Source organism: Cytobacillus sp. ABV4_503, from assembly GCF_056158445.1.
On the sequence record NZ_JBSWTH010000001.1, the window covers coordinates 1,560,707 to 1,582,845 of the forward strand.

Consider the following 22,139-nt stretch of genomic DNA (forward strand, 5'->3'; position numbering starts at 1 on the left):
ATTTGACGTTTATAAAGGAGTGAACAGGATGACTGAGACGGCAGCCGCGGATTTAAAATTGATTGTATTTCAGCTGAAAGATAAAGAGTATGCGATTCCGGTTAATCAGGTGCGTTCAATTGAAAAGGTTGAGCATATAACCCGGGTTCCACGAACAGCAGGCTTTGTAAAAGGAGTAATCAATTTACGGGGTGTTGTGACGCCGATCATTAGTCTCAGAAGCAGATTTAATCTGGAAGAGGCTGAATATAATGAGCATTCACGAGTAATTATCGCGGTATTGGATGATATGGAAGTTGGGCTGATTGTAGACTCTGCAAATGATGTCATTGACGTGGCCTTTGAATCGATTGAACCCCCGCCGGAGGTAATCGGTTCTGAAGAGGCCGATTTTATCAAGGGTGTAACGAAAATCGAAAAGCGATTATTTATCCTTATAGATTTGGAAAGAGTCCTCAATCCTGAAGAATTGGCAGCTCAGGATGGACAAGGGATAGCGGGATGAATTTTTTAGACAAGAATATCAGCAGCCTGAAATTGGATATTCTTAAAGAAATCGGGAATATTGGAGCAGGACATGCGGCGACTGCATTATCAACTCTTCTTAATAAAAAAATTGATATGTCTGTCCCGGATGTAAAAATAGTTTCTTTTGATGAAATGATCGATATGGCTGGAGGGGCAGAAAATGTAGTGGCCGGGGTGTTTCTGAGGATAGAAGGAGACGCCCCTGGCAGCATGTTTTTTGTCCTGCCTCTTGAACAGGCTGAAATCTTTATTCGGGAACTGCCTGGAAACATACCTTTCTGTACAGATGAGCTGCCATATGATGAACTTGCATTATCGGCACTTCAGGAGCTTGGAAACATTCTCTCAGGTTCTTATTTATCTTCTTTATCGGATTTTACGAAACTATCACTTTTTCCTTCAGTGCCGATGCTAAGCATCGATATGGTGGGAGCAATAATTGGCACGGGGCTGCTGGAAATTTCACAAGTGAGCGATTACGCTATAGTCATTGATACAGCATTAAATGAAGAAGTCCATAATACGGATGCTGTAAATGGCCACTTTTTTTTGCTTCCAGATCCTGAATCATTTCAAATTATTTTTAAGGCCTTGGGAGTCTCAGAGCATGAATAATCTTCTTGAAGTTGTAAAAGTTGGCATCGCAGATATGAATATTGTGAAAACCCCCAGCTTAATCAGGACATCAGGACTTGGTTCCTGTGTTGGTGTGGTTCTATATGACCTCAGTGCAGAAATTGCCGGGCTTGCACATATTATGCTGCCTGATTCATCTCTTGCCAAAGGTACGAGCTTTAATTCAGCTAAATATGCTGATACAGCTATCAGTGACTTAGTGAGCCTTCTTTTGAAAAGTGGAGCAAGACCAACAGGATTAAAAGCGAAAATTGCCGGCGGAGCTCAAATGTTTAAGTACTCTTCTGGAAGTGATTTAATGAGGATTGGCCCAAGGAATGTTGAGGCAGTAAAAAAAGAACTCTCATCTTTAAAAATTGCCATTTTAGGGGAAGATGTGGGGGGCCATAGCGGCAGAACTATCGAATTCAACCCTCAATCAGGAGAACTAATGATTCGGACTGTAAACAAAGGCCAAGTGATTATTTAAGCTCCAGATTTATGAATTTGCAGTTAGTGAATCAGCTTTTTTATTTCGGCTTTATAAATCTTTAAAGCAAAATCGCATATTACAAGATTATCACCGCTAGCCATAAAAGCAGATTTTTCTCCGGCTTATTTATAAATCTCTACAATAACTCTTCGAAGAAAACCTCCCCTCTTTATCGATTAAAAAGTGAGCGGTGAAGGCTGAAGTTAATATTTTTATAGGAAACATTTTGATATACTAACAATAGTTAATAGAAATGGAAACGTTTGAGGAGGATGGCCATGGCAGACCTGATAACTGAAGAAAGCACATACTGGGCTAAATGGGTCGACTCTCGAGATGCTCAAGCGGGGAATTTTCTTGTGAAAAAATATTTGCCTCTTGTAAGCTATCATGTACAGCGGATATCCGCTACCCTGCCGAAGAATGTTTCAAGAGATGATATTCGAAGCCTGGGGCTAATGGGGTTATATGACGCGCTGGAAAAATTTGATCCTGCAAGAGATTTGAAATTTGATACATATGCTTCTTTTCGCATTCGCGGTGCAATTCTTGATGGATTAAGAAAAGAAGATTGGCTTCCCCGAAGTACGCGGGATAAGGCGAAAAAAATTGAAGCTGCCATTGAGAAGCTGGAGCAGCGGCTGATGCGAAATGCAACTGTTCATGAAATTGCTGAAGAAGCAGAGATGCAGGAAGATGAAGTATATTCTGTTATGAACGAACATTTTTACGCAAACATCCTTTCAATTGATGAACAGCCCGATGCTGAAGAAAAAGATGGCAGTTACTCCATTAAGGATGAAAAAGCAATTATTCCAGAAGAAAAGGTATTAAAGAATGAAATTTTGGAAGAAATGGCTGAAAAAATCTTACAATTAAATGAAAAAGAACAGCTGGTGCTAAGTTTATTTTATAAAGAGGAATTAACGCTGACAGAAATTGGCGAAGTAATGGGTTTATCTACCTCCCGTATATCTCAAATACATTCAAAGTCAATTTTTAAGCTGAGGCAGCTGCTGGAAAAAGCAATATAATCTTATGTCATTTCTTTCTGCAAAGGAAGGAATCAGCATGGAAAAATTTCAAATTTTAGTCGATGCTCAACGATTAGCTGCATTGATTAAGCCGTTAGATATTAATAAGCTGGATGGAGCCGTTCACTCTGAATATTTGCACAAATTGCTTACTGACGAAAAAATCACATTTGGTGTAAGCGAAGAAATAATCCAGAGTATCTGCAAAGACCCTTTCTCAGTGGAATATCCCATTTTAGTAGCAAAAGGAATTCCTGCAGAAAACGGCAGTGATGCATACCTGTTAAATGAAGTCTCTTTTGACCAGCAAACGAGGAGAAAGGGGTTTAATTTTAGAGATATTCTCCATATTCCTTCTGTTAGACAGGGACAGCTCCTGGCATCTGTAATTCCTCCTACCCCCGGTGCTCCCGGAAAAGATATTTTTGGACAGTCCATACCAGCAAGGAATGGAAAACCTTTAAGAGTCAAAGCAGGAAACAATGTATTAGAAAATGGCGGCAAATATTATTCGCTAATGGATGGTCAGGTTAGCTTTACTCCAATTAGCATTTCTGTAAATCCGGTGTTTGAAGTGATAGGCGACCTTGATTTGAAAACCGGGAATATAAATTTTGTTGGGAATGTTATGATACGCGGCAATGTTCCTGCCGGTTATGAAATTAAAGCTGGAGGCGACATCATTGTTACCGGTCTGGTGGAAGGCTCTTTCTTGCAGGCTGATGGCAATGTGCTTATTTCTGGCGGAATTTCCGGAAGTCATAGAGGTTCAGTTATATCGGGTGGCTCTGTTCAGGCAGCATATCTAAATCAGGCAAAAGTGAAGGCTGAACAGGACGTAGTTATTACAAAGTCAATCCTTCACAGTCATGTACATGCTGGCGGAGCGATCAGGTGCGGCGGCGCTTTGGTCATTGGAGGCAAGCTTCTGTCCGGCTCTGATATGGAGATTAAAGAGCTGGGGAATCACTTATTTACTAAAACGGAGCTTTTTGCAGGGATGGACTCCAAATTGGCTAAGGCCGAAAAAGATCTCTTAAACGAATCAGCCAGACTGCAGGAAACAATCAAAAAGCTGGATAGTATTGAAGGAAGACTGACAGAAATGGCCAGGCTTACAGGAAATCTGTCGGAAGAGCAAAGAACTATTATTCTCAAACAAAGGGCCACAAAAGCCCATTTGCAGGATAAATTGTCCAAACTTAATGAAGAGCTTGCCGAACTGGAAAAAGAAAAAGAAGAAAAAATAAATGCTTCGATTCTTATCTATGGGAAGGTTTATCCAAACACTACTATGCATTTTGGAAAATATTCAAAAGTGATCCGGCAGACAGTTAAATCATTTAAGTTCCGTTGTTCAAATGGAGAAATAAGAAGTGATCCTTTAGAAACAGCCAAAAACGATCCTTTAATAAGGAAGTGATCCGGGATGAGTTTAAAATCAATAGAACTGCAGATAGCACTGCCAAGAACGTTTGACGCAGGTAAAATCCAGGATCAGCTTCAGCAGAGGGGACAGGCAATCAGCGGGTTTGCTGCCGAAAGCACACGGGAAAATGCTGAGAAGCGGCGGACGACCGTGATAAAACATGAGCAAAAACAAAATGTCACTCTTTTCAATGATGAAAGCGAAAGCCAAAAAGAGGCCGGTGGACATGATCGGAAAGAAAATCAGAAAAAGGATAGCCATGACAAACAGAACCATCCATACAAAGGGAAGGTTATTGACTACAGCGGATAGAGGGATATCATGACAGCTTTTCTATTAGCTATTAGCCTGCTGCTTAATATTGTAGCGTTATTAGCCATTATTCTGCTGTTTCTGCGTCAGAACAAATTAATGGAAACAGAGAAAAAACAGGAAAGAGTGCTTGTTGAAATGGAAGAAGTCATATCTTCTTACCTTATTCAAATGAAGGAAGAAAACGATGATTTTATAAACAAATTTTCGCAGATAAATGCTAAAAACCAAATATCTGTAAAAGAAAAAAGTATCCAGTTAAATAAGGAAAGAAAAAGTGATGAACATATAGCTGGAGCTGAGGAGAAATCAATGCGATTAGCCAGAGCATCTGTATACCAGGCTTCTAAAGCCTACAAAAATAATTTAAGGGCTTTAGAGGAAGAATTGAATGAAACAGAAGGTTTGAAGGAAGCTGAATCTGTAATGCAGTCAGACAGCAGTCAGCGGGCTAAAGCAGCGATTTTTTCATCATTAGAAGATCAAGTGTTTATGATGAAAAAACAGGGAATGAATGTGGAGGATATTGCAAAAAAATTAGGAAAAGGGAAGACAGAAATCGAATTAATGCTTAAATTTCGTCAAAATCAGCAAGAATAGCTTGATTGTGAAAAACACTTATGCTATATTAACAAATGGTGTTAATACACACGCTTATGGATTTAGCCGGATGGTGCTGTTCACATGCAGTTGCCGGCTGAAAATGATATGGGCGGAGGAAATAAAAACCATTAGGAGGAAACACAAATGTCAGTAATTTCAATGAAGCAATTGCTTGAAGCTGGTGTACACTTCGGACACCAAACACGCCGCTGGAACCCTAAGATGAAGAAATACATCTTCACTGAGCGTAACGGCATCTACATCATCGACCTTCAAAAGACTGTTAAGAAGGTAGAAGAAGCTTACAACTTCGTTAAGGAGCTTGCTGGAAACGGCGGTACAATCCTTTTCGTAGGAACTAAGAAACAAGCTCAAGATTCTGTTAAAGAAGAAGCAATCCGTTCTGGTATGTTCTTTGTCAACCAGCGCTGGTTGGGCGGAACTTTAACAAACTTTGAAACAATCCAAAAGCGTATTGCGCGTTTAAAGGATATCGAAAGAATGTCTGAAGACGGAACTTTCGAAGTTCTTCCTAAAAAAGAAGTTGTTCAATTAAAGAAAGAGCAAGAGCGCTTAGAGAAGTTCTTAGGCGGAATCAAAGACATGAAGAGCCTTCCAGATGCTCTATTCATCATTGACCCGCGCAAAGAGCGCATTGCTGTTGCAGAAGCACATAAATTAAACATCCCTATCGTTGGTATCGTTGATACAAACTGTGATCCGGATGAAATTGATGTTGTAATTCCTGCAAACGATGATGCTATCCGTGCTGTTAAATTGTTAACAGGCAAAATGGCAGATGCTATCCTTGAAGCTAAACAAGGTGAAGAAGTTACAACTGCTTAATAAAAAAGCGGAGGCGCCTTGGAGCGCGTGGAGCTGTACTGCTCTAAGGTGCTTTTTCTTGATTTTAAAGAAGGTGATAAGAGGGAGCACCCTTTATCACCTTTTTTTAAAGAATAGGCAAAGTTTAGTTTTCCATACAGGTATAAATGGTAAAGATATTATTACATAACTCATTAAGGAGGATCTCATAATGGCAATTACTGCTCAAATGGTTAAAGAACTTCGTGAAAAAACAGGCGCAGGCATGATGGACTGCAAAAAAGCACTTCAGGAAACTGATGGTGATATGGAAAAAGCAATCGACTTCCTTCGTGAAAAAGGAATCGCTAAAGCTGCTAAGAAAGGTGACCGTATTGCTGCGGAAGGTCTTACTTCTGTTAAAGTTGACGGAAACGAAGCAGTTATCCTTGAAGTAAACTCTGAAACAGATTTCGTTGCCAAAAACGAAGGATTCCAAACTCTTGTAAAAGAAATCGCTGAGCATTTGCTTGCTAACAAGCCGGCTTCAGTAGAAGAAGCAGCTGGCCAGACAATGGCTAACGGTGCAACTTTAGAATCTCACATCAACAGTGCAATTGCTAAAATCGGTGAAAAGCTTTCTCTTCGCCGCTTCGAAATCAAAACAAAAACTGAGAGCGATGCTTTCGGTGCTTATCTTCATATGGGCGGACGCATTGGTGTGTTAACAGTTCTTGAGGGAACAACTGACGAAGATGCAGCGAAAGATGTTGCAATGCATATTGCTGCCCTAAACCCTAAATATGTATCTCGTGATGAAGTATCACAGGATGAAGTAGAGCGCGAGCGTCAAGTATTGACTCAGCAAGCTCTTAACGAAGGCAAGCCTGAGAACATCGTTGCTAAGATGGTTGAAGGACGCCTTGGCAAATATTTCGAAGATGTTTGCGTAAACGACCAGGCTTTTGTTAAAAACCCTGATCAAAAAGTAGGCAAATTCGTTGAATCTAAAGGCGGAAAAATCCTTGAGTTCGTTCGCTACGAAGTTGGAGAAGGCATCGAAAAGCGTGAAGACAACTTCGCTGAAGAAGTAATGAACCAGGTTAAGAAGTAATTTTTGAATAATAATTAATTCAGCTATGATTCAGGGAACACTTTGTGTTCCCTGTTTTTCAAGAATGAGATAAAATTAAAGAAGCTATGGTGAGTTTTTATACTACATATGGAGGTTCTTATGAGCAGCCCTAAATACAAACGCGTGGTCTTAAAATTAAGTGGAGAAGCTTTAGCAGGAGAGCAAGGTTTCGGAATTAATCCTTCAGTGATTAAATCAATAGCTGCACAGGTTAAAGATCTGGCTGCATTAGGTGTTGAGGTTGCCGTTGTTGTCGGCGGCGGAAACATCTGGCGTGGAAAGATCGGAGAAGAAATGGGGATGGACAGGGCAAATGCCGACTACATGGGAATGCTTGCTACTGTCATGAACTCATTGGCGTTGCAGGATAGCCTCGAGAATCTCGGTGTAGAGACGAGAGTTCAAACCTCAATCGAGATGAGGCAGGTCGCTGAACCGTACATCCGCAGAAGAGCCATCCGCCATCTTGAGAAAAAGCGGGTTGTGATCTTTGCTGCAGGAACCGGAAATCCTTACTTCTCTACTGATACAACAGCAGCATTGCGAGCTGCAGAAATTGAAGCAGAAGTAATTCTAATGGCGAAAAACAATGTAGATGGTGTTTATTCAGCTGACCCTCGCATTGATAAAAATGCTAAGAAATATGATGAGCTTTCCTATCTTGATGTTTTGAAAGAAGGATTGGCTGTCATGGATTCTACAGCTTCATCTTTATGCATGGATAACAACATTCCATTAATTGTGTTCTCAATTATGGAAAAAGGCAATATTAACCGCGCCGTAATGGGTGAAACAATCGGAACAATCGTTAGGGGGAAAAAATAATGCCAAAACAAGTTATTGCAGATGCAAAAGAAAGAATGACTAAGGCAATTTCAGCTTATACAAGAGAGCTTGCAAGCATCCGTGCAGGTAAAGCAAATGCTTCATTACTTGATCGCATCACTGTTGATTACTATGGTGCGCCGACTCCTGTAAATCAGCTTGCCGGGGTGTCTGCTCCAGAAGCACGCCTTTTAGTCATTACTCCTTATGATAAATCCATTCTTGGAGAAATTGAAAAAGCCATTCTTAAATCTGATATCGGCTTAAATCCGTCAAATGACGGCAGTGTTATCAGACTGGCTATTCCTCAGCTTACTGAAGAACGCCGCAAAGAGCTAGTAAAGGTTGTCAAAAAAGAATCTGAAGACGCAAAAGTTGCTATCCGGAATGTTCGCCGCGATGCCAATGATGACCTTAAAAAGCTTGAGAAAAATGGAGAGATCACAGAAGATGATCTTCGCGGTTTTTCTGACGACATTCAAAAACTTACTGATGACCACATCAGTAAGATTGACGATTTAACTAAAGAAAAAGAAAAAGAAATTCTTGCAGTCTAATGACTCTATACCAAGAACCCTCTATCAATAGGGGGTTCTTTTACTCTTTGGGAGCATACATATTCAGATTGTGTGTTTACGTGCTGACATCAATGAAATATGCGCAGAAGTCCAGCAGCCCTATCCTGAATTTAGTTTCTGGCAACATACTCTTTTATAGAGATATATTTAATTATTTTTGGTATGATATTATCATGCGGAAAGAGGAAATATCATAATTTTACCATTAGAATAATCTCTAAAAGATACTATGACTGAATATCAGCTATCAATCAGCGGGGAAAAACCCCCCAATGACTGAAGTTTCACTTTATCTTTTATCGGAGGATTAACCTATTTTAAAGGAGCAGACTTATGTTTGATAAAATGAAGTTATGGAAGTCCCAAAACAGTTCTTCCAATCTCCGAGAGAGAGTTGAAAAAATAAAAGAATTGCAAATTCCTGAGCATGTTGCCATCATTATGGATGGAAACGGAAGATGGGCAAAAAAAAGAGCTTTACCAAGAGTTGCCGGCCATCATGAGGGAATGAAGGTTGTCCGAAAAATCACAAGATTTGCGAGCGATATTGGAGTAAAGACCTTAACTTTATATGCATTCTCTACTGAAAATTGGAAAAGGCCTAAAATGGAAGTGGACTTTCTTATGAAACTGCCTGAGGAATTTCTGGGAACTTTCCTCCCAGAACTGATAGAAGAGAATGTGCAAGTAAGAATGATTGGTTATTTTGACCACTTGCCTGCCCATACCCGCAATGCAGTTTCCAAAGCGATGGAAGAGACAAAAAATAACACTGGTCTGGTATTGAACTTTGCACTTAATTATGGAAGCAGAGCCGAAATACTCGAAGCCGTCAAGCATGTCTTAAATGATTGCAAAAGTGGTATAATGAATGAAAACGAATTGAATGAAGAAAAATTCTCATCCTACCTCATGACGGGCGGGCTGAAGGATCCCGATCTGCTGATTCGTACAAGCGGTGAAATCAGATTAAGCAATTTTATGCTTTGGCAGCTTGCATACACAGAATTCTGGTTTACGGATGTATTATGGCCGGATTTCAATGAAGAGCAAATGCTCGAAGCAATCGAGGTATTCCAAAGCCGCCAAAGGCGTTTTGGGGGAGTACAATAAAGGTGTTGAAATATTGAATGAAGCAGCGTATTATCACAGCAATTATATTTGGGGCAGTCCTCCTGCCAGTCATTATCTATGGAGGCATGCCAATCATCATCCTGGCATACTTGCTGGCATCTATTGCACTATATGAACTATTGAAGATGAGAAATCTAAACTTATTCTCGATTCCAGGCATTATTTCTTTACTATTATTGTGGATTTTCCTTTTGCCTAAAGAATTTCAGTCAATCCTGGATGATTTGAATTATACAAAAATTGAGGTTGCTCTTTTTGGGGTGCTTCTTTTCTTAACGTATACAGTCGCAACAAAAAATAAATTTACTTTTGATGATGTGGCGTTTTCGATTATGTCTACTTTATATGTTGGAATTGGGTTTTACTATTTTATGGAGACCCGCTTCGCAGATCAGGGTCTGACCTATCTCTTTTTTGCATTATTCCTTATTTGGGCAACGGATTCTGGTGCCTACTTCATAGGGAAAGCGATGGGAAAGAAGAAGCTTTGGCCTGAAATCAGCCCGAATAAGACTGTGGAAGGGTCACTTGGTGGTGTGGTCTGTGCTCTTGCCGTGGCGGTATTGTTTATTATCTTCACAGATATTGATGAGTCCATGCTGGGATTATTAGTGATTACAGCCATCTTGTCGGTGTTCGGGCAAATAGGGGATTTAGTGGAATCAGCATTAAAGCGTCATTATAATGTAAAAGACTCAGGGAATATTCTTCCTGGCCATGGCGGGATTCTGGACCGTTTTGACAGCTTATTATTCGTCCTGCCATTGCTCCACTTTTTTCACTTGCTGTAATGCATTGGGCAGAGAGCAGTGTGCGAATACCAGATATCTGCCTAGCTCCAGCGCCTGCTCCCTAGAGGTGTCTGGAGTGGGCGCCAAGGAATGCTTCCTTGGACTAACTTTGCAGGAACAAGCTATCTTTACTTGTTCCAAAGGCGCTTCCGCTTTTCTTATAGGAGGAGACTATGAAACATATCAGTTTAATGGGTGCAACAGGGTCCATTGGTACACAGACTCTTGATATCATTAAGGAAAACCCAGAGGAATTTAAGCTAGCAGCCATGTCTGCAGGCAGAAATATAGATCTTGCCCGGAAAATTATCTCTGATTTTCAGCCGGAACTTGTTTCACTATCAGAAAAAAGTTCTGCAGATATTCTTAAAGCTGAGTTTCCCGGCATAACATTTACATATGGACATGAAGGTTTGATAGAAGTAGCTGTTTACCCAAAATCTGAAATACTGGTTAATGCAGTTTTAGGCAGCGTAGGACTTGATTCCACATTGCAGGCGATTGAGGAAAAGAAGACAATCGCCATCGCAAATAAAGAAACCCTTGTGACTGCCGGCCATCTGGTTATGGAAGCAGCAAAGCGAAACGGTGTAATGCTTCTTCCTGTAGACAGTGAACACTCAGCTATTTTTCAATCCCTTCAGGGGGAAAAAGAGAAAAATATTGAAAGGCTCATTTTGACAGCTTCTGGAGGAAGCTTCAGAGACCGCTCCCGCAAGGAATTGGAAAATGTGACAGTTGAACAGGCACTTAATCATCCGAATTGGTCAATGGGAGCAAAAATAACCATCGATTCAGCCACAATGATGAATAAGGGGCTTGAAGTAATTGAGGCACATTGGCTTTTCTCCATGGATTACAGTAAAATAGATGTCCTTCTTCATAAAGAAAGCATTATCCATTCCATGGTGGAATTTCATGACAGCAGTGTAATCGCACAGCTTGGCACTCCTGATATGAGAGTACCTATTCAGTATGCTTTAACTTATCCTGACAGGCTTCCGCTCCGAACAGCAAACCGGCTGAACCTTGCTGAAATTGGCAAGCTCCATTTTGCAGAAATGGACTTTGAACGCTTTCGCTGCCTGAAGTTTGCCTATGAAGCCGGAAAAGCTGGCGGGTCAATGCCAGCTGTATTAAATGCAGCAAATGAAGCTGCGGTTGCTGCATTCTTAGATGGAAAGATTACCTTTCTGCAAATAGAAGATTTCATCGAAAGAGCACTGGGCAGCCATGACATAATTTCAAATCCAAGTCTTGATGAGATCCAGGAAACAGATTTGGAAACGAGGAAATATGTTAACTCGCTTCTATAAGCTAGCGTTCAAGTGCAGAATGGTGGAAGCAGTATAAAATCATTAACACTCACCAGCGCATTTGAACGACCTCTAAAAAAAGGTGGTTAAAACTTGAGTACAGTAATAGCCTTTATTGTTATTTTCGGGGCACTGGTATTTTTCCATGAACTGGGACATTTAATATTTGCAAAAAGAGCAGGAATTCTCTGCCGGGAGTTCGCTATTGGGTTCGGCCCTAAAGTGTTTTCCTTTAAAAAAGATGAAACAGTTTATACGATTCGTCTATTGCCGATAGGCGGGTTTGTGCGCATGGCCGGGGAAGATCCCGAGATGGTGGAAATTAAACCGGGATACCGCATTGGCCTGATCCTTGATGACAACGAGGAAGTAAGCAAAATTATATTAAACAATAAAGAAAAATATCCAGATGCAAGAATAGTTGAAGTTGAGGATGCTGACATTGAGCATGACCTTGAAATAAAAGGATATGTTGAGGGTGAAGAGGAAGAGTCAATCCAGATCTTTAAAATCAGCCGTTCAGCGGTGCTGGTAGAGGATGGAACAGAGACGCTCATTGCCCCTTATGACCGTCAATTTGCATCAAAGACATTAGGCCAGAGAACAATGGCGATTTTCGCAGGCCCTATGATGAATTTTGTTCTTGCCTTTATCGTTTTTGTTCTAATAGCCTTACTTCAGGGTATTCCGACTAATGAACCTGCGTTGGGCAAGCTGACCCCTGATGGTGCAGCTTATGAAGCCGGGCTTAAGGAAGGCGATTTGGTTCAAAGTGTTGATGGAGCAGAAATTTCAAGCTGGTCAGATGTGGTGGAAATCATTAGACAGAATCCAAGTGAAGAATTGGAGTTTTTAGTGGAAAGAAACGGCCAGGAATATACAATACCGGTTACTCCGAAGGTTCAGGATGTTGAAGGCGAAAAGATTGGAATCATTGGCGTATATAGTCCAATGGAGAAATCACCTTTAAAGGCCATAACATATGGAGCTAAGGAAACCTATTTCTGGACTAAAGAGATTTTTGTCATGCTAGGCAAGCTTGTCACTGGACAGTTTTCCATTGATGCATTATCTGGTCCGGTAGGAATCTATGTTTCAACAGATACAGTAGCCAAATCAGGCATATATTACTTAATGAAATGGGCAGGCATCCTAAGTATAAATCTGGGAATTATGAACCTGCTTCCAATTCCGGCTCTCGATGGCGGAAGATTAATGTTCTTTGCTGTTGAAGCTGTAAGAGGGAAGCCAATTGACCGCCATAAAGAGGGGATGGTCCACTTTATTGGGTTTGCCCTTTTAATGCTATTAATGCTCGTGGTCACTTGGAATGATATTCAGAGATTTTTCCTGTAAAAACTTAGAAGAGCTGCATGAAGAAGAAGGGTGAGGGCTCAGGTCTTTAGGAAGCTAATAGCTTTTTCTGAAGACCGGGAGACCCTTCTTTTGTTTAGAAAGCAGTTTCAATACATATTTTTAATTGAGGTGCAAATAAATGAAACAGAGCATGATGCTTATTCCTACATTAAAAGAAGTGCCTGCAGATGCGGAAACAAGAAGCCACCAATTATTGCTTAGGGCTGGTTTTATCCGCCAGAACGCAAGCGGAATTTATAGCTATATGCCTTTAGCGAAAAAAGTTCTGCAAAAGGCTGAAGCGATAATCAGGGAAGAAATGGATAATGCAGGGGCTGCCGAGCTTCTGATGCCAGCTCTCCAGCAGGCTGAACTATGGCAGGAATCCGGGCGCTGGTATACATATGGACCTGAACTGATGAGAATGAAGGATCGCCATGAGCGGGAATTTGCTTTGGGTGCCACTCATGAAGAAGTGATTACCAGCCTGGTTCGTGATGCCGTAAAATCATATAAGAAATTACCATTGGCTCTTTATCAGATTCAGACCAAGTTCCGGGATGAGAAGCGTCCTCGCTTTGGGCTTCTTCGCGGGCGTGAGTTTATCATGAAGGATGCTTATTCATTTCACTCAAATCAAGGGAGCCTTGATGAAATGTATAATAAACTTTATACAGCTTATTCCAATGTGTTCAGACGCTGCGGCCTGAATTTCAGAGCTGTCATTGCTGACTCGGGTGCAATGGGCGGTAAAGATACACATGAGTTCATGGTTCTTTCGGAAGTTGGAGAAGATACGATTGCTTATTCAGATACTTCCGACTATGCAGCCAATATTGAAATGGCCCCAGTGCTTGCACAATACTCAAAGAGCAATGAGGAACCTGAGGAACTGGAAAAGGCAGCGACAGAAAACCAGAAATCAATTGAAGAAGTTTCGGCTTTCCTAAACGTTGCTAAAGAGCAGTGCATAAAGACGCTTCTTTTTAAGGCTGATGAAAAATATGTTCTTGTTCTTGTCCGCGGCGACCATGAAGTAAATGACATCAAGCTTAAAAATCTGCTTGAGGCCTCTGCCGTGGAGCTTGCCGATGCCGGAGAGACGAAGCAAATTCTCGGCTGTGCAGTTGGTTCTTTGGGACCTATTGGAGTGAAGGATATTGATATTATTGCAGACCATGCAGTGGAAGCTATTGTGAATGGTGTATGCGGCGCCAATGAAGAAGGAATTCATTATGTCAATGCTAATCCAGAGCGTGATTTTAGTGTAACCCAATATGCAGATCTTCGTTTCATTCAAAAGGGCGACCCTTCACCAGATGGACAAGGAACGATTCAATTTGCAAAAGGAATTGAAGTTGGACATATCTTCAAGCTGGGAACTCGCTATAGTGAAGCAATGGAAGCGGTTTATTTAGATGAAAATGGCAGAACACAGCCAATGATTATGGGCTGCTATGGCATCGGAGTTTCCCGCACTATGGCTGCAGTTGCCGAACAGTTCAACGATGAGAATGGCTTTATATGGCCGCGCTCACTGTCTCCATTCGACTTGCATCTCATCCCTATTAACATGAAGGACGAAGCTCAGGCTGCAGTTGCTGAAGAATTATATACAATGCTAAAGAGGGATCGCTATGAAGTATTACTGGATGACCGTCAGGAACGTCCCGGTGTCAAATTTGCAGATTCCGACCTTATCGGTTTGCCAATCCGCATAACTGTCGGCAAAAAAGCTTCAGAAGGCATCGTCGAAGTGAAAGTTAGAAAAACAGGTGAAATGCAGGAAATTCACAAAGATCAGCTTGCAAATAAAATCGCTGAAATGATGTCTGCACTATAAAAATATGGGCAGTGTTCCTTTTGATTTAGAGGAAAAAACGGGTTCCAAAATGGAATCCGTTTTTTCAATCACTATCTGATTCGATATGTTATAATTAAGTCCGTCTGTCTATTTTCTAAATTGTGATAGAGTTTTGCTCTGTTTTTGAACGGTGAAACTTAATTTTATACTGAGTTGATTGTAGCGGAGGGCACTTGATCCTCGAAAATGCATCCACATTTTCTTCGTGCGGTGTTGATTCTTGGAAGTTTATTCAATGTCCTGCGTGAAGTGAGGGATGTGAGAGACCCCGCAGGCGAAGCCGAGGAGGCTCTCATCTCTCCCCGCGGAAAGCAAGTGCCTGAGGCGGAATCAACGGGCAGAATTCATAAGCAAAAACAACTTTAAATAATAGAAATGTAAAAACTAAGTTTATAAGATGGGAGAGAGAAAGATGAGCGAACCTTCTAGATTTCAGCTCTTGCTCCAGCAGATGCAGCTAACTGAAGATGCCTTTGTGCAGCACTTTCATGATGCCCAGATCGAAAGGGTCATAGTCGAGAGACAGTCACGGAAATGGCATTTTTATTTTGCTTTTCCAAAGATTGTGCCTTGCAGTGTATATAGCCGCTTCACAGATCAGCTGGAAAAGACATTTTCCCATATCGCAGAAATTTCTTACAGCATAACTGTGAAGAATCAGGACTTTACTGAAAAGCTTGTACTTGAATACTGGCACAACTGCATCAGAGAAATGGATGGCATGGCGCCGCCTCTCATAAAGCTTTTGAATGAACAGGTTCCATCTGTACAGGGGAACAAAATTATTATTAAGGTCCGAAATGAATTGGAAGGATTGTCTATCAAAAAGAAGTATGCCGGCACTATTTCAGATGTTTTTCAAGTATTTGGCTTTCCTGCCTTAACAGTTGATACAGAATTATCTTCAGAAGGTTCCAATGAAGAATATGAAAAATTCATGGAGGCCAAACGCAAAGAAGACCAGGAGCGCGGTCTTCAGGCTGCAATCGAGATGCAGAAGAAAGAGGCCGAAGCAGAATCAGCAGATTCTTCAGCACCGCAGGGGCCGCTTACAATTGGTCTTACCATTAAAGACGATTCAGATTACCGCAAATTGATTGATATCGTTGATGAAGAGCGCCGAATAGCCGTTGAAGGCTATGTATTTGCTGCTGAAACAAGAGAGCTCCGAAGCGGCCGGACACTCTTAACTTTCAAAATTACTGATTATACCAGTTCCATTCTTGTAAAAATGTTCTCGCGGGACAAAGAGGATGCTGCGTTATTTCAGCATGTTCAAAAAGGGATGTGGCTAAAGGTCCGGGGCAGCATACAAAACGATACATTTGTCCGCGACCTGGTAATGATCGGGAACGATATCAATGAAATTAAACCTATTCAACGACAGGATACATCGCCTGCTGATGAAAAAAGGGTTGAACTTCATCTTCATACACCGATGAGCCAAATGGATGCAGTTTCATCTGTCAGTGCACTGGTTTCACAGGCGAAAAAGTGGGGACATAAAGCTGTTGCCATTACAGACCATGCTGTTGCTCAATCATTCCCTGAAGCCTATGGTGCCGGGAAGAAGAATGATATAAAGATTTTATACGGAATCGAAGCGAACCTTGTGGATGACGGTGTGCCGATTGCCTATAATGATGCGCATCGCAGGCTCACTGAAGATACTTATGTTGTATTTGACGTAGAGACAACCGGCTTATCAGCTGTATATGATACGATCATTGAGCTTGCTGCAGTTAAGATTCATGATGGGGAAATCATTGATCGGTTTGAATCCTTTGCCAACCCTCATCACCCACTGTCGGCAACAACGATCAATCTGACTGGAATCACAGATGATTTGGTGGAGAATGCACCGGAAGTGGAAGAGGTCCTAAAGAAGTTCCATGAATGGACAGGAGATGCTGTTTTAGTAGCCCATAATGCTTCCTTTGACATGGGTTTCCTAAATGTCGGCTATAAAAAAATGGGCATAGGCAAAGCGCCTAACCCTGTTATTGATACTCTTGAACTCGCACGCTTTTTATATCCGGACATGAAAAATCACCGTCTGAATACGCTGGCCAAAAAATTTGATGTTGAACTCACCCAGCATCACCGTGCCATATATGACGCGGAAGCTACGGGTTATCTGCTTCTTAAAATGCTTAAGGGTGCAGAAGAAAAAGGGATCGAATATCATGATCAATTCAATGATAATATGGGACAGGGAAATGCCTATCAGCGGGCAAGGCCGGCGCATTGCACCCTGCTTGCACAGACAGAAGAAGGCCTGAAAAATATCTTTAAACTCGTATCCATATCGCATCTTGAATACTTTTACAGAGTGCCGCGCATTCCTAGGTCAGTCCTGCAAAAGCATCGTGAAGGAATTCTGGTTGGATCGGGATGCGACAAAGGCGAAGTTTTTGAAGGCATGATGCAGAAATCTCCAGATGAAGTGGAAGATACAGCACAATTCTATGATTATCTTGAAGTGCACCCAAAAGCCGTCTATGCACACCTTTTGGAGCTTGAACTTGTAAGAGATGAAAAAGCGCTGGAAGAGATTATCGGCAATATTGTAAAACTGGGAGATAAACTTGATCTGCCGGTAGTCGCAACCGGCAATGTACACTACCTGAATCCCAATGATAAAATTTACCGGAAAATCCTTGTTAATTCACAGGGGGGCGCAAATCCTCTGAATCGCCATCAGCTCCCGGATGTTCACTTCAGGACTACCAATGAAATGCTTGACGCTTTTTCATTCCTTGGTAAAGAAAAAGCGAAGGAAATTGTGGTAGAGAATTCGAATAAAATAGCGGATATGATTGAAGAAATTAAGCCGATAAAAGATGATTTGTATACGCCGAAAATTGAAGGCGCAGATGAAGAAATGCGCAGCATGAGTTACGGAATGGCAAAAAAAATATATGGTGATCCGCTTCCAGAGATCGTTGAAGCCCGCCTTGAAAAAGAACTTAAGAGTATTATCGGCCATGGGTTCGCGGTGATCTATCTGATCTCCCATAAGCTTGTAAAAAAATCACTGGATGATGGCTATCTTGTTGGTTCCCGTGGTTCAGTCGGCTCTTCTTTTGTTGCGACGATGACTGAAATAACTGAAGTAAATCCGCTTCCTCCGCATTACGTTTGCCCGGAATGCAAGACATCCGAGTTTTTCAATGATGGATCAGTTGGCTCCGGTTTCGACCTGCCTGATAAAGACTGCACGAACTGTGGAGCAAAATATAAAAAAGATGGACATGATATCCCGTTCGAAACCTTCCTTGGTTTCAAGGGAGATAAGGTTCCCGATATTGACTTGAACTTTTCAGGGGAATACCAGCCGAAGGCACATAACTACACAAAGGTGCTATTCGGGGAGGATTATGTATACCGTGCAGGAACAATTGGTACTGTGGCAGACAAAACAGCTTATGGTTACGTCAAAGCATACCAGCAGGATAATAATCTTCAAATAAGAGGTGCCGAAATTGACAGGCTGGCTTCGGGCTGCACAGGGGTAAAGCGGACAACCGGACAGCACCCGGGCGGTATTATTGTTGTGCCGGATTACATGGATATTTATGATTTTTCGCCAATTCAGTTCCCAGCTGACGACCGGACTTCTGAATGGAAAACGACTCATTTTGACTTCCATTCAATTCATGATAATCTATTAAAACTCGATATACTGGGGCACGATGATCCCACCGTCATCAGGATGCTCCAGGATCTTAGCGGAATTGATCCAAAAACGATTCCGACAGATGACCCTGAAGTAATGAAAATCTTTAGCGGGCCGGAATCGCTTGGTGTGACAGAAGAGCAAATCATGTGTAAAACCGGAACACTTGGCATACCTGAATTTGGTACGCGATTTGTCCGCCAGATGCTTGAAGATACAAAGCCGACAACTTTCTCAGAACTTGTCCAGATTTCGGGTCTTTCTCATGGTACGGATGTTTGGCTCGGAAATGCCCAGGAATTGATCCATAATAATATTTGTAACTTAAGTGAAGTAATCGGGTGCCGTGATGATATTATGGTTTATTTAATCTATCAGGGTCTTGAGCCTGCCTTTGCTTTTAAAATTATGGAATCGGTCCGTAAGGGTAAAGGCCTGAGCGATGATATGGAAGCGGAAATGAGAAAGAATGAAGTGCCGGAATGGTATATTGATTCCTGCAAAAAGATTAAATACATGTTCCCTAAAGCCCATGCGGCTGCATACGTTTTAATGGCTGTTCGTATTGCGTACTTTAAAGTGCACCATCCGCTTCTTTACTATGCAGCATATTTCACTGTCCGCGCAGAGGACTTTGACGTTGATGCCATGGTTAAAGGATCCCAGGCGATACGTGCGCGCATCGAAGAAATCAATGCAAAGGGACTTGATGCCTCGACGAAAGAAAAAAATCTATTAACAGTGATGGAGCTGGCTTTGGAAATGAACGAAAGGGGCTTTAACTTCCAAAAGGTGGACTTATACCGCTCAAGCGCAAATGAGTTTATCATTGAAGGGAATTCTTTGATCCCGCCGTTTAATTCTATTCCGGGATTGGGTACAAACGCTGCATTCAATATTGTTAAAGCAAGAGAAGAAGGAGAATTCCTATCCAAAGAAGATCTGCAGCAGCGCGGAAAAGTGTCCAAAACAATTATCGAGTATCTGGATAACCACGGCTGCCTGGAATCCCTTCCTGAACAAAATCAGCTTTCTCTATTCTAAAAAGAGTGCAGGCATATGTTCCAAACCCTTCTGCTGACAGCTATTCCATTTGCATAAAAAAATTGGTTATGGTATAGTTTTATTGGAAATACTAAGAATAACTCTCGCAAAAGGAAGAGTGGGGCAACCCACTCTTTCGTGTTGTGTACGGTTTTTTCCTTATATCGGATCTATGTTAAAACTATATGTTAATTAAAGTTTAGCAGGGCCAATATCTAATTTATTAGTGTAAAACAAGAGCTAAGAATCCAGTAAAAAGGAGGGAAATGAATGAGCAAAGTGACTGAAACGGTGGAACAACTGGTCACCCCTATTGTGGATGAACTTAATTTAGAATTAGTCGACATTGAATATGTAAAAGAAGGGAAAGACTGGTTCCTTCGCGTATTTATTGATAAAGAAACAGGCGTTGATATCGAGGAATGCGGATTGGTCAGTGAAAAGCTAAGCGAAAAGCTTGATGCTGAAGATCCGATTCCATACAACTATTTCTTGGAAGTTTCATCGCCGGGAGCTGAACGCCCTCTAAAGAAAGACAGTGATTTTGTTAAAGCAGTCGGCAAGAACGTTTTCGTTAAAACATACGAACCGATTGATGGAGAAAAGACGTTCGAAGGTGTGTTAACCCAATTTGACGGGGAGACCGTTACGGTTGAAGTGAAAATCAAAACAAGGAAGAAAAGAATCGAAATTCCTTATGAAAAGGTAGCGAATGCCCGTTTAGCTGTTGTTTTCTAACGACAGCTGATTGCGGGCTTGCTTATTAATATAAGCAATTGCTACTCAGTGTTGATCATTTGATAAGAGAAATAAAGGGGGATATAAATCTCATGAGCAGTGAACTTTTGGATGCTCTGACATTGCTTGAGAAAGAAAAAGGCATTTCTCGCGATGTGATTATCGAAGCAATTGAAGCTGCATTGGTGTCAGCCTACCGCAGAAACTTTAACCAGGCACAGAATGTGCGCATTGATTTAAACCTAGGAAACGGAACGATGAGAGTCTTTGCACGCAAAGATGTAGTGGATGAAGTATTTGATCCGCGTCTTGAAATCTCAGTTGAAGATGCTCAAAAGATCAACCCAAACTACCAGGTGGAAGATGTGGTTGAAATGGAAGTAACTCCTAAGGACTTTGGGCGCATCGCTGCCCAAACGGCCAAACAGGTTGTTACACAGCGTGTCCGTGAAGCGGAGAGAGGCATCATTTATTCTGAATTTATCGACCGTGAAGAAGATATCATGACGGGAATTGTTCAGCGTACAGATCCTAAGTTCATCTATGTGAGCCTTGGAAAGATTGAAGCGATCCTTCCGGCAAACGAACAAATGCCAAATGAGCGTTATCAGCCCCATGACCGCATTAAAGTCTTTATTACAAAAGTAGAAAAGACAACAAAAGGACCGCAAATTTTTGTCAGCAGAACACATCCTGGCCTGCTGAAGAGATTATTTGAAATTGAAGTGCCTGAAATTTATGATGGAACTGTTGAAATCAAATCCGTTGCCCGTGAAGCAGGGGACCGTTCTAAGATCTCCGTTCATTCAGACAATGAAGAAGTTGATCCGGTAGGTTCATGTGTAGGACCTAAGGGCACACGCGTACAGGCAGTAGTAAATGAGCTTAAGGGCGAAAAAATTGATATTGTAAAGTGGTCTTCTGATCCGGTGGTTTTCGTTGCCAATGCACTAAGTCCATCTAAGGTGCTTGACGTAATCGTAAATGAAGATGACAAAGCGACAACAGTTGTAGTTCCGGATTATCAGCTTTCCCTGGCAATCGGAAAGCGCGGCCAGAATGCAAGACTTGCAGCCAAGCTTACAGGCTGGAAAATTGACATCAAATCAGAAACAGATGCCCGTGAAGCCGGAATTTACCCGCGGGATGAAACACTGTTGAACTTTGATAATGATGATTATGAAAACGAAGACTACGAAAATGAGGAAGACTTCGATTTTCAGGATGAACTTTTAGAGGGAAAAGAATAGGGAAGAGGTGAATGATCGTGAACAATCGTAAAAAAGTTCCTTTGCGAAAATGTGTCGCTACCGGTGAAATGAGGCCGAAAAAAGAACTCGTTCGCATCGTTCGCTCCAAAGAAGGGGAAGTATCTGTAGACCCAACCGGTAAAAAATCAGGGCGCGGGGCTTATCTTTCCAAAGAAAAGGAAGCAGTTTTGTTAGCAAAGAAGAAGAATATCTTAGCCAATCATTTAGAAGTTTCCATTGATGAAGCTATCTATGAAGAACTCTTGGAGTTAATAGAGAAGGAGAAACGGCAATCCAAATGAACTCAAATCAATGGATGTCATTGCTTGGCTTAGCCAATCGGGCACGGAAAATTACTTCGGGAGAAGAGCTTGCTGTTAAAGAGATCAGAAACGGTAAAGCAAAGCTTGTTTTGCTGTCTGCAGATGCATCCGCAAATACGGCAAAGAAAGTTACAGATAAATGTAAATCATTTGGGGTTCCTTATAAGCTGATTCAAAACCGGGAAATGCTCGGTAAGGCTATAGGGAAGGAAGCCCGCGTTGTTGTGGCAGTGTTAGATGCCGGATTTGCAAAAAAGCTGTTAACGTTGCTCGATTAATACTAGCGGG

General features: G+C 41.6%; 21 protein-coding genes. All 21 read left to right on the forward strand.

Annotated features, from left to right (window positions below; genetic code table 11):
* The first annotated feature begins 28 nt into the window (after nucleotides 1-28).
* Entirely contained in the window at nucleotides 29-505 is a 477-nt protein-coding gene (locus ACXAD1_RS07940) for a chemotaxis protein CheW (RefSeq protein WP_206836446.1), read from the forward strand.
* Nucleotides 502-1,143, forward strand: coding sequence for a chemotaxis protein CheC (locus ACXAD1_RS07945; RefSeq protein WP_370221912.1), 642 nt, complete (start codon nucleotides 502-504; stop codon nucleotides 1,141-1,143). The genes ACXAD1_RS07940 and ACXAD1_RS07945 overlap by 4 nt, the downstream gene beginning before the upstream one ends.
* Nucleotides 1,136-1,633, forward strand: a complete 498-nt coding sequence (locus ACXAD1_RS07950; RefSeq protein ID WP_370221914.1) for a chemotaxis protein CheD — start codon at nucleotides 1,136-1,138, stop codon at nucleotides 1,631-1,633. Before ACXAD1_RS07945 ends, ACXAD1_RS07950 begins: the two co-directional genes overlap by 8 nt.
* Before the next feature lie 281 nt (nucleotides 1,634-1,914).
* On the forward strand, nucleotides 1,915-2,670 hold the full coding sequence (locus ACXAD1_RS07955) for a FliA/WhiG family RNA polymerase sigma factor (protein WP_206836454.1): 756 nt from the start codon (nucleotides 1,915-1,917) through the stop codon (nucleotides 2,668-2,670).
* A 37-nt stretch (nucleotides 2,671-2,707) separates the two neighbouring features.
* Nucleotides 2,708-4,093 carry a DUF342 domain-containing protein gene (locus tag ACXAD1_RS07960; RefSeq protein WP_474909788.1) on the forward strand — a complete coding sequence of 462 codons (1,386 nt, stop codon included), beginning with the start codon at nucleotides 2,708-2,710 and terminating at the stop codon, nucleotides 4,091-4,093.
* Between the two features lie 6 nt (nucleotides 4,094-4,099).
* The gene (locus ACXAD1_RS07965; protein WP_474909789.1) at nucleotides 4,100-4,411 is read left to right on the forward strand and encodes a hypothetical protein; all 312 of its coding nucleotides are present in this window, start codon (nucleotides 4,100-4,102) and stop codon (nucleotides 4,409-4,411) included.
* Between the two features lie 138 nt (nucleotides 4,412-4,549).
* The gene (locus ACXAD1_RS07970) at nucleotides 4,550-5,011 is read left to right on the forward strand and encodes a hypothetical protein (protein ID WP_370221917.1); all 462 of its coding nucleotides are present in this window, start codon (nucleotides 4,550-4,552) and stop codon (nucleotides 5,009-5,011) included.
* A 147-nt stretch (nucleotides 5,012-5,158) separates the two neighbouring features.
* Nucleotides 5,159-5,860, forward strand: coding sequence for a 30S ribosomal protein S2 (gene rpsB / locus ACXAD1_RS07975; protein WP_206836465.1), 702 nt, complete (start codon nucleotides 5,159-5,161; stop codon nucleotides 5,858-5,860).
* A gap of 190 nt (nucleotides 5,861-6,050) precedes the next feature.
* Complete coding sequence (gene tsf / locus ACXAD1_RS07980; protein ID WP_206836468.1) at nucleotides 6,051-6,932, forward strand: translation elongation factor Ts; 882 nt, start codon at nucleotides 6,051-6,053, stop codon at nucleotides 6,930-6,932.
* A gap of 120 nt (nucleotides 6,933-7,052) precedes the next feature.
* The gene (gene pyrH / locus ACXAD1_RS07985) at nucleotides 7,053-7,778 is read left to right on the forward strand and encodes a UMP kinase (protein WP_009330717.1); all 726 of its coding nucleotides are present in this window, start codon (nucleotides 7,053-7,055) and stop codon (nucleotides 7,776-7,778) included.
* Nucleotides 7,778-8,335 (forward strand): ribosome recycling factor, encoded by a 558-nt coding sequence (frr, locus tag ACXAD1_RS07990; RefSeq protein ID WP_206836471.1) that lies wholly within the window; start codon nucleotides 7,778-7,780, stop codon nucleotides 8,333-8,335. The genes pyrH and frr overlap by 1 nt, the downstream gene beginning before the upstream one ends.
* A gap of 354 nt (nucleotides 8,336-8,689) precedes the next feature.
* A complete protein-coding gene (locus ACXAD1_RS07995; protein WP_206836474.1) occupies nucleotides 8,690-9,469 on the forward strand; it encodes an isoprenyl transferase in 780 nt (259 codons plus the stop codon).
* A 17-nt stretch (nucleotides 9,470-9,486) separates the two neighbouring features.
* A complete protein-coding gene (locus ACXAD1_RS08000) occupies nucleotides 9,487-10,281 on the forward strand; it encodes a phosphatidate cytidylyltransferase (RefSeq protein WP_206836476.1) in 795 nt (264 codons plus the stop codon).
* 173 nt (nucleotides 10,282-10,454) lie between these two features.
* The gene (dxr, locus tag ACXAD1_RS08005) at nucleotides 10,455-11,597 is read left to right on the forward strand and encodes a 1-deoxy-D-xylulose-5-phosphate reductoisomerase (protein WP_206836479.1); all 1,143 of its coding nucleotides are present in this window, start codon (nucleotides 10,455-10,457) and stop codon (nucleotides 11,595-11,597) included.
* Nucleotides 11,598-11,690: 93 nt separating this feature from the next.
* Nucleotides 11,691-12,953 carry an RIP metalloprotease RseP gene (gene rseP / locus ACXAD1_RS08010; protein ID WP_206836481.1) on the forward strand — a complete coding sequence of 421 codons (1,263 nt, stop codon included), beginning with the start codon at nucleotides 11,691-11,693 and terminating at the stop codon, nucleotides 12,951-12,953.
* Between the two features lie 139 nt (nucleotides 12,954-13,092).
* On the forward strand, nucleotides 13,093-14,796 hold the full coding sequence (locus ACXAD1_RS08015) for a proline--tRNA ligase (RefSeq protein WP_474909790.1): 1,704 nt from the start codon (nucleotides 13,093-13,095) through the stop codon (nucleotides 14,794-14,796).
* Nucleotides 14,797-15,229: 433 nt separating this feature from the next.
* Nucleotides 15,230-19,540: a PolC-type DNA polymerase III gene (locus ACXAD1_RS08020; RefSeq protein ID WP_474909791.1), complete on the forward strand. Its 4,311-nt coding sequence runs from the start codon at nucleotides 15,230-15,232 to the stop codon at nucleotides 19,538-19,540.
* A 270-nt stretch (nucleotides 19,541-19,810) separates the two neighbouring features.
* Nucleotides 19,811-20,278, forward strand: coding sequence for a ribosome maturation factor RimP (gene rimP, locus ACXAD1_RS08025; protein ID WP_474909792.1), 468 nt, complete (start codon nucleotides 19,811-19,813; stop codon nucleotides 20,276-20,278).
* 92 nt (nucleotides 20,279-20,370) lie between these two features.
* Nucleotides 20,371-21,528 carry a transcription termination factor NusA gene (gene nusA / locus ACXAD1_RS08030; protein ID WP_206836495.1) on the forward strand — a complete coding sequence of 386 codons (1,158 nt, stop codon included), beginning with the start codon at nucleotides 20,371-20,373 and terminating at the stop codon, nucleotides 21,526-21,528.
* A gap of 17 nt (nucleotides 21,529-21,545) precedes the next feature.
* The gene (gene rnpM, locus ACXAD1_RS08035) at nucleotides 21,546-21,830 is read left to right on the forward strand and encodes an RNase P modulator RnpM (protein ID WP_206836497.1); all 285 of its coding nucleotides are present in this window, start codon (nucleotides 21,546-21,548) and stop codon (nucleotides 21,828-21,830) included.
* On the forward strand, nucleotides 21,827-22,129 hold the full coding sequence (locus tag ACXAD1_RS08040) for a YlxQ family RNA-binding protein (protein WP_009330704.1): 303 nt from the start codon (nucleotides 21,827-21,829) through the stop codon (nucleotides 22,127-22,129). The genes rnpM and ACXAD1_RS08040 overlap by 4 nt, the downstream gene beginning before the upstream one ends.
* The last annotated feature ends 10 nt before the right edge of the window (nucleotides 22,130-22,139 follow it).

Excerpts from the sequence above, each read along its gene's own strand:
- ACXAD1_RS07970 (WP_370221917.1), top strand. The coding sequence starts at position 4,550 with ATGGAAGAAGTCATATCTTCTTACCTTATTCAAATGAAGGAAGAAAAC.
- rpsB (WP_206836465.1), top strand. The coding sequence starts at position 5,159 with ATGTCAGTAATTTCAATGAAGCAATTGCTTGAAGCTGGTGTACACTTC.
- ACXAD1_RS08040 (WP_009330704.1), top strand. The coding sequence starts at position 21,827 with ATGAACTCAAATCAATGGATGTCATTGCTTGGCTTAGCCAATCGGGCA.
- tsf (WP_206836468.1), top strand. The coding sequence starts at position 6,051 with ATGGCAATTACTGCTCAAATGGTTAAAGAACTTCGTGAAAAAACAGGC.
- pyrH (WP_009330717.1), top strand. The coding sequence starts at position 7,053 with ATGAGCAGCCCTAAATACAAACGCGTGGTCTTAAAATTAAGTGGAGAA.
- ACXAD1_RS07955 (WP_206836454.1), top strand. The coding sequence starts at position 1,915 with ATGGCAGACCTGATAACTGAAGAAAGCACATACTGGGCTAAATGGGTC.
- ACXAD1_RS07940 (WP_206836446.1), top strand. The coding sequence starts at position 29 with ATGACTGAGACGGCAGCCGCGGATTTAAAATTGATTGTATTTCAGCTG.
- ACXAD1_RS08015 (WP_474909790.1), top strand. The coding sequence starts at position 13,093 with ATGAAACAGAGCATGATGCTTATTCCTACATTAAAAGAAGTGCCTGCA.
- ACXAD1_RS07945 (WP_370221912.1), top strand. The coding sequence starts at position 502 with ATGAATTTTTTAGACAAGAATATCAGCAGCCTGAAATTGGATATTCTT.
- ACXAD1_RS07950 (WP_370221914.1), top strand. The coding sequence starts at position 1,136 with ATGAATAATCTTCTTGAAGTTGTAAAAGTTGGCATCGCAGATATGAAT.
- ACXAD1_RS07960 (WP_474909788.1), top strand. The coding sequence starts at position 2,708 with ATGGAAAAATTTCAAATTTTAGTCGATGCTCAACGATTAGCTGCATTG.
- ACXAD1_RS08000 (WP_206836476.1), top strand. The coding sequence starts at position 9,487 with ATGAAGCAGCGTATTATCACAGCAATTATATTTGGGGCAGTCCTCCTG.
- dxr (WP_206836479.1), top strand. The coding sequence starts at position 10,455 with ATGAAACATATCAGTTTAATGGGTGCAACAGGGTCCATTGGTACACAG.
- rimP (WP_474909792.1), top strand. The coding sequence starts at position 19,811 with ATGAGCAAAGTGACTGAAACGGTGGAACAACTGGTCACCCCTATTGTG.
- ACXAD1_RS08020 (WP_474909791.1), top strand. The coding sequence starts at position 15,230 with ATGAGCGAACCTTCTAGATTTCAGCTCTTGCTCCAGCAGATGCAGCTA.
- ACXAD1_RS07965 (WP_474909789.1), top strand. The coding sequence starts at position 4,100 with ATGAGTTTAAAATCAATAGAACTGCAGATAGCACTGCCAAGAACGTTT.
- frr (WP_206836471.1), top strand. The coding sequence starts at position 7,778 with ATGCCAAAACAAGTTATTGCAGATGCAAAAGAAAGAATGACTAAGGCA.
- nusA (WP_206836495.1), top strand. The coding sequence starts at position 20,371 with ATGAGCAGTGAACTTTTGGATGCTCTGACATTGCTTGAGAAAGAAAAA.
- ACXAD1_RS07995 (WP_206836474.1), top strand. The coding sequence starts at position 8,690 with ATGTTTGATAAAATGAAGTTATGGAAGTCCCAAAACAGTTCTTCCAAT.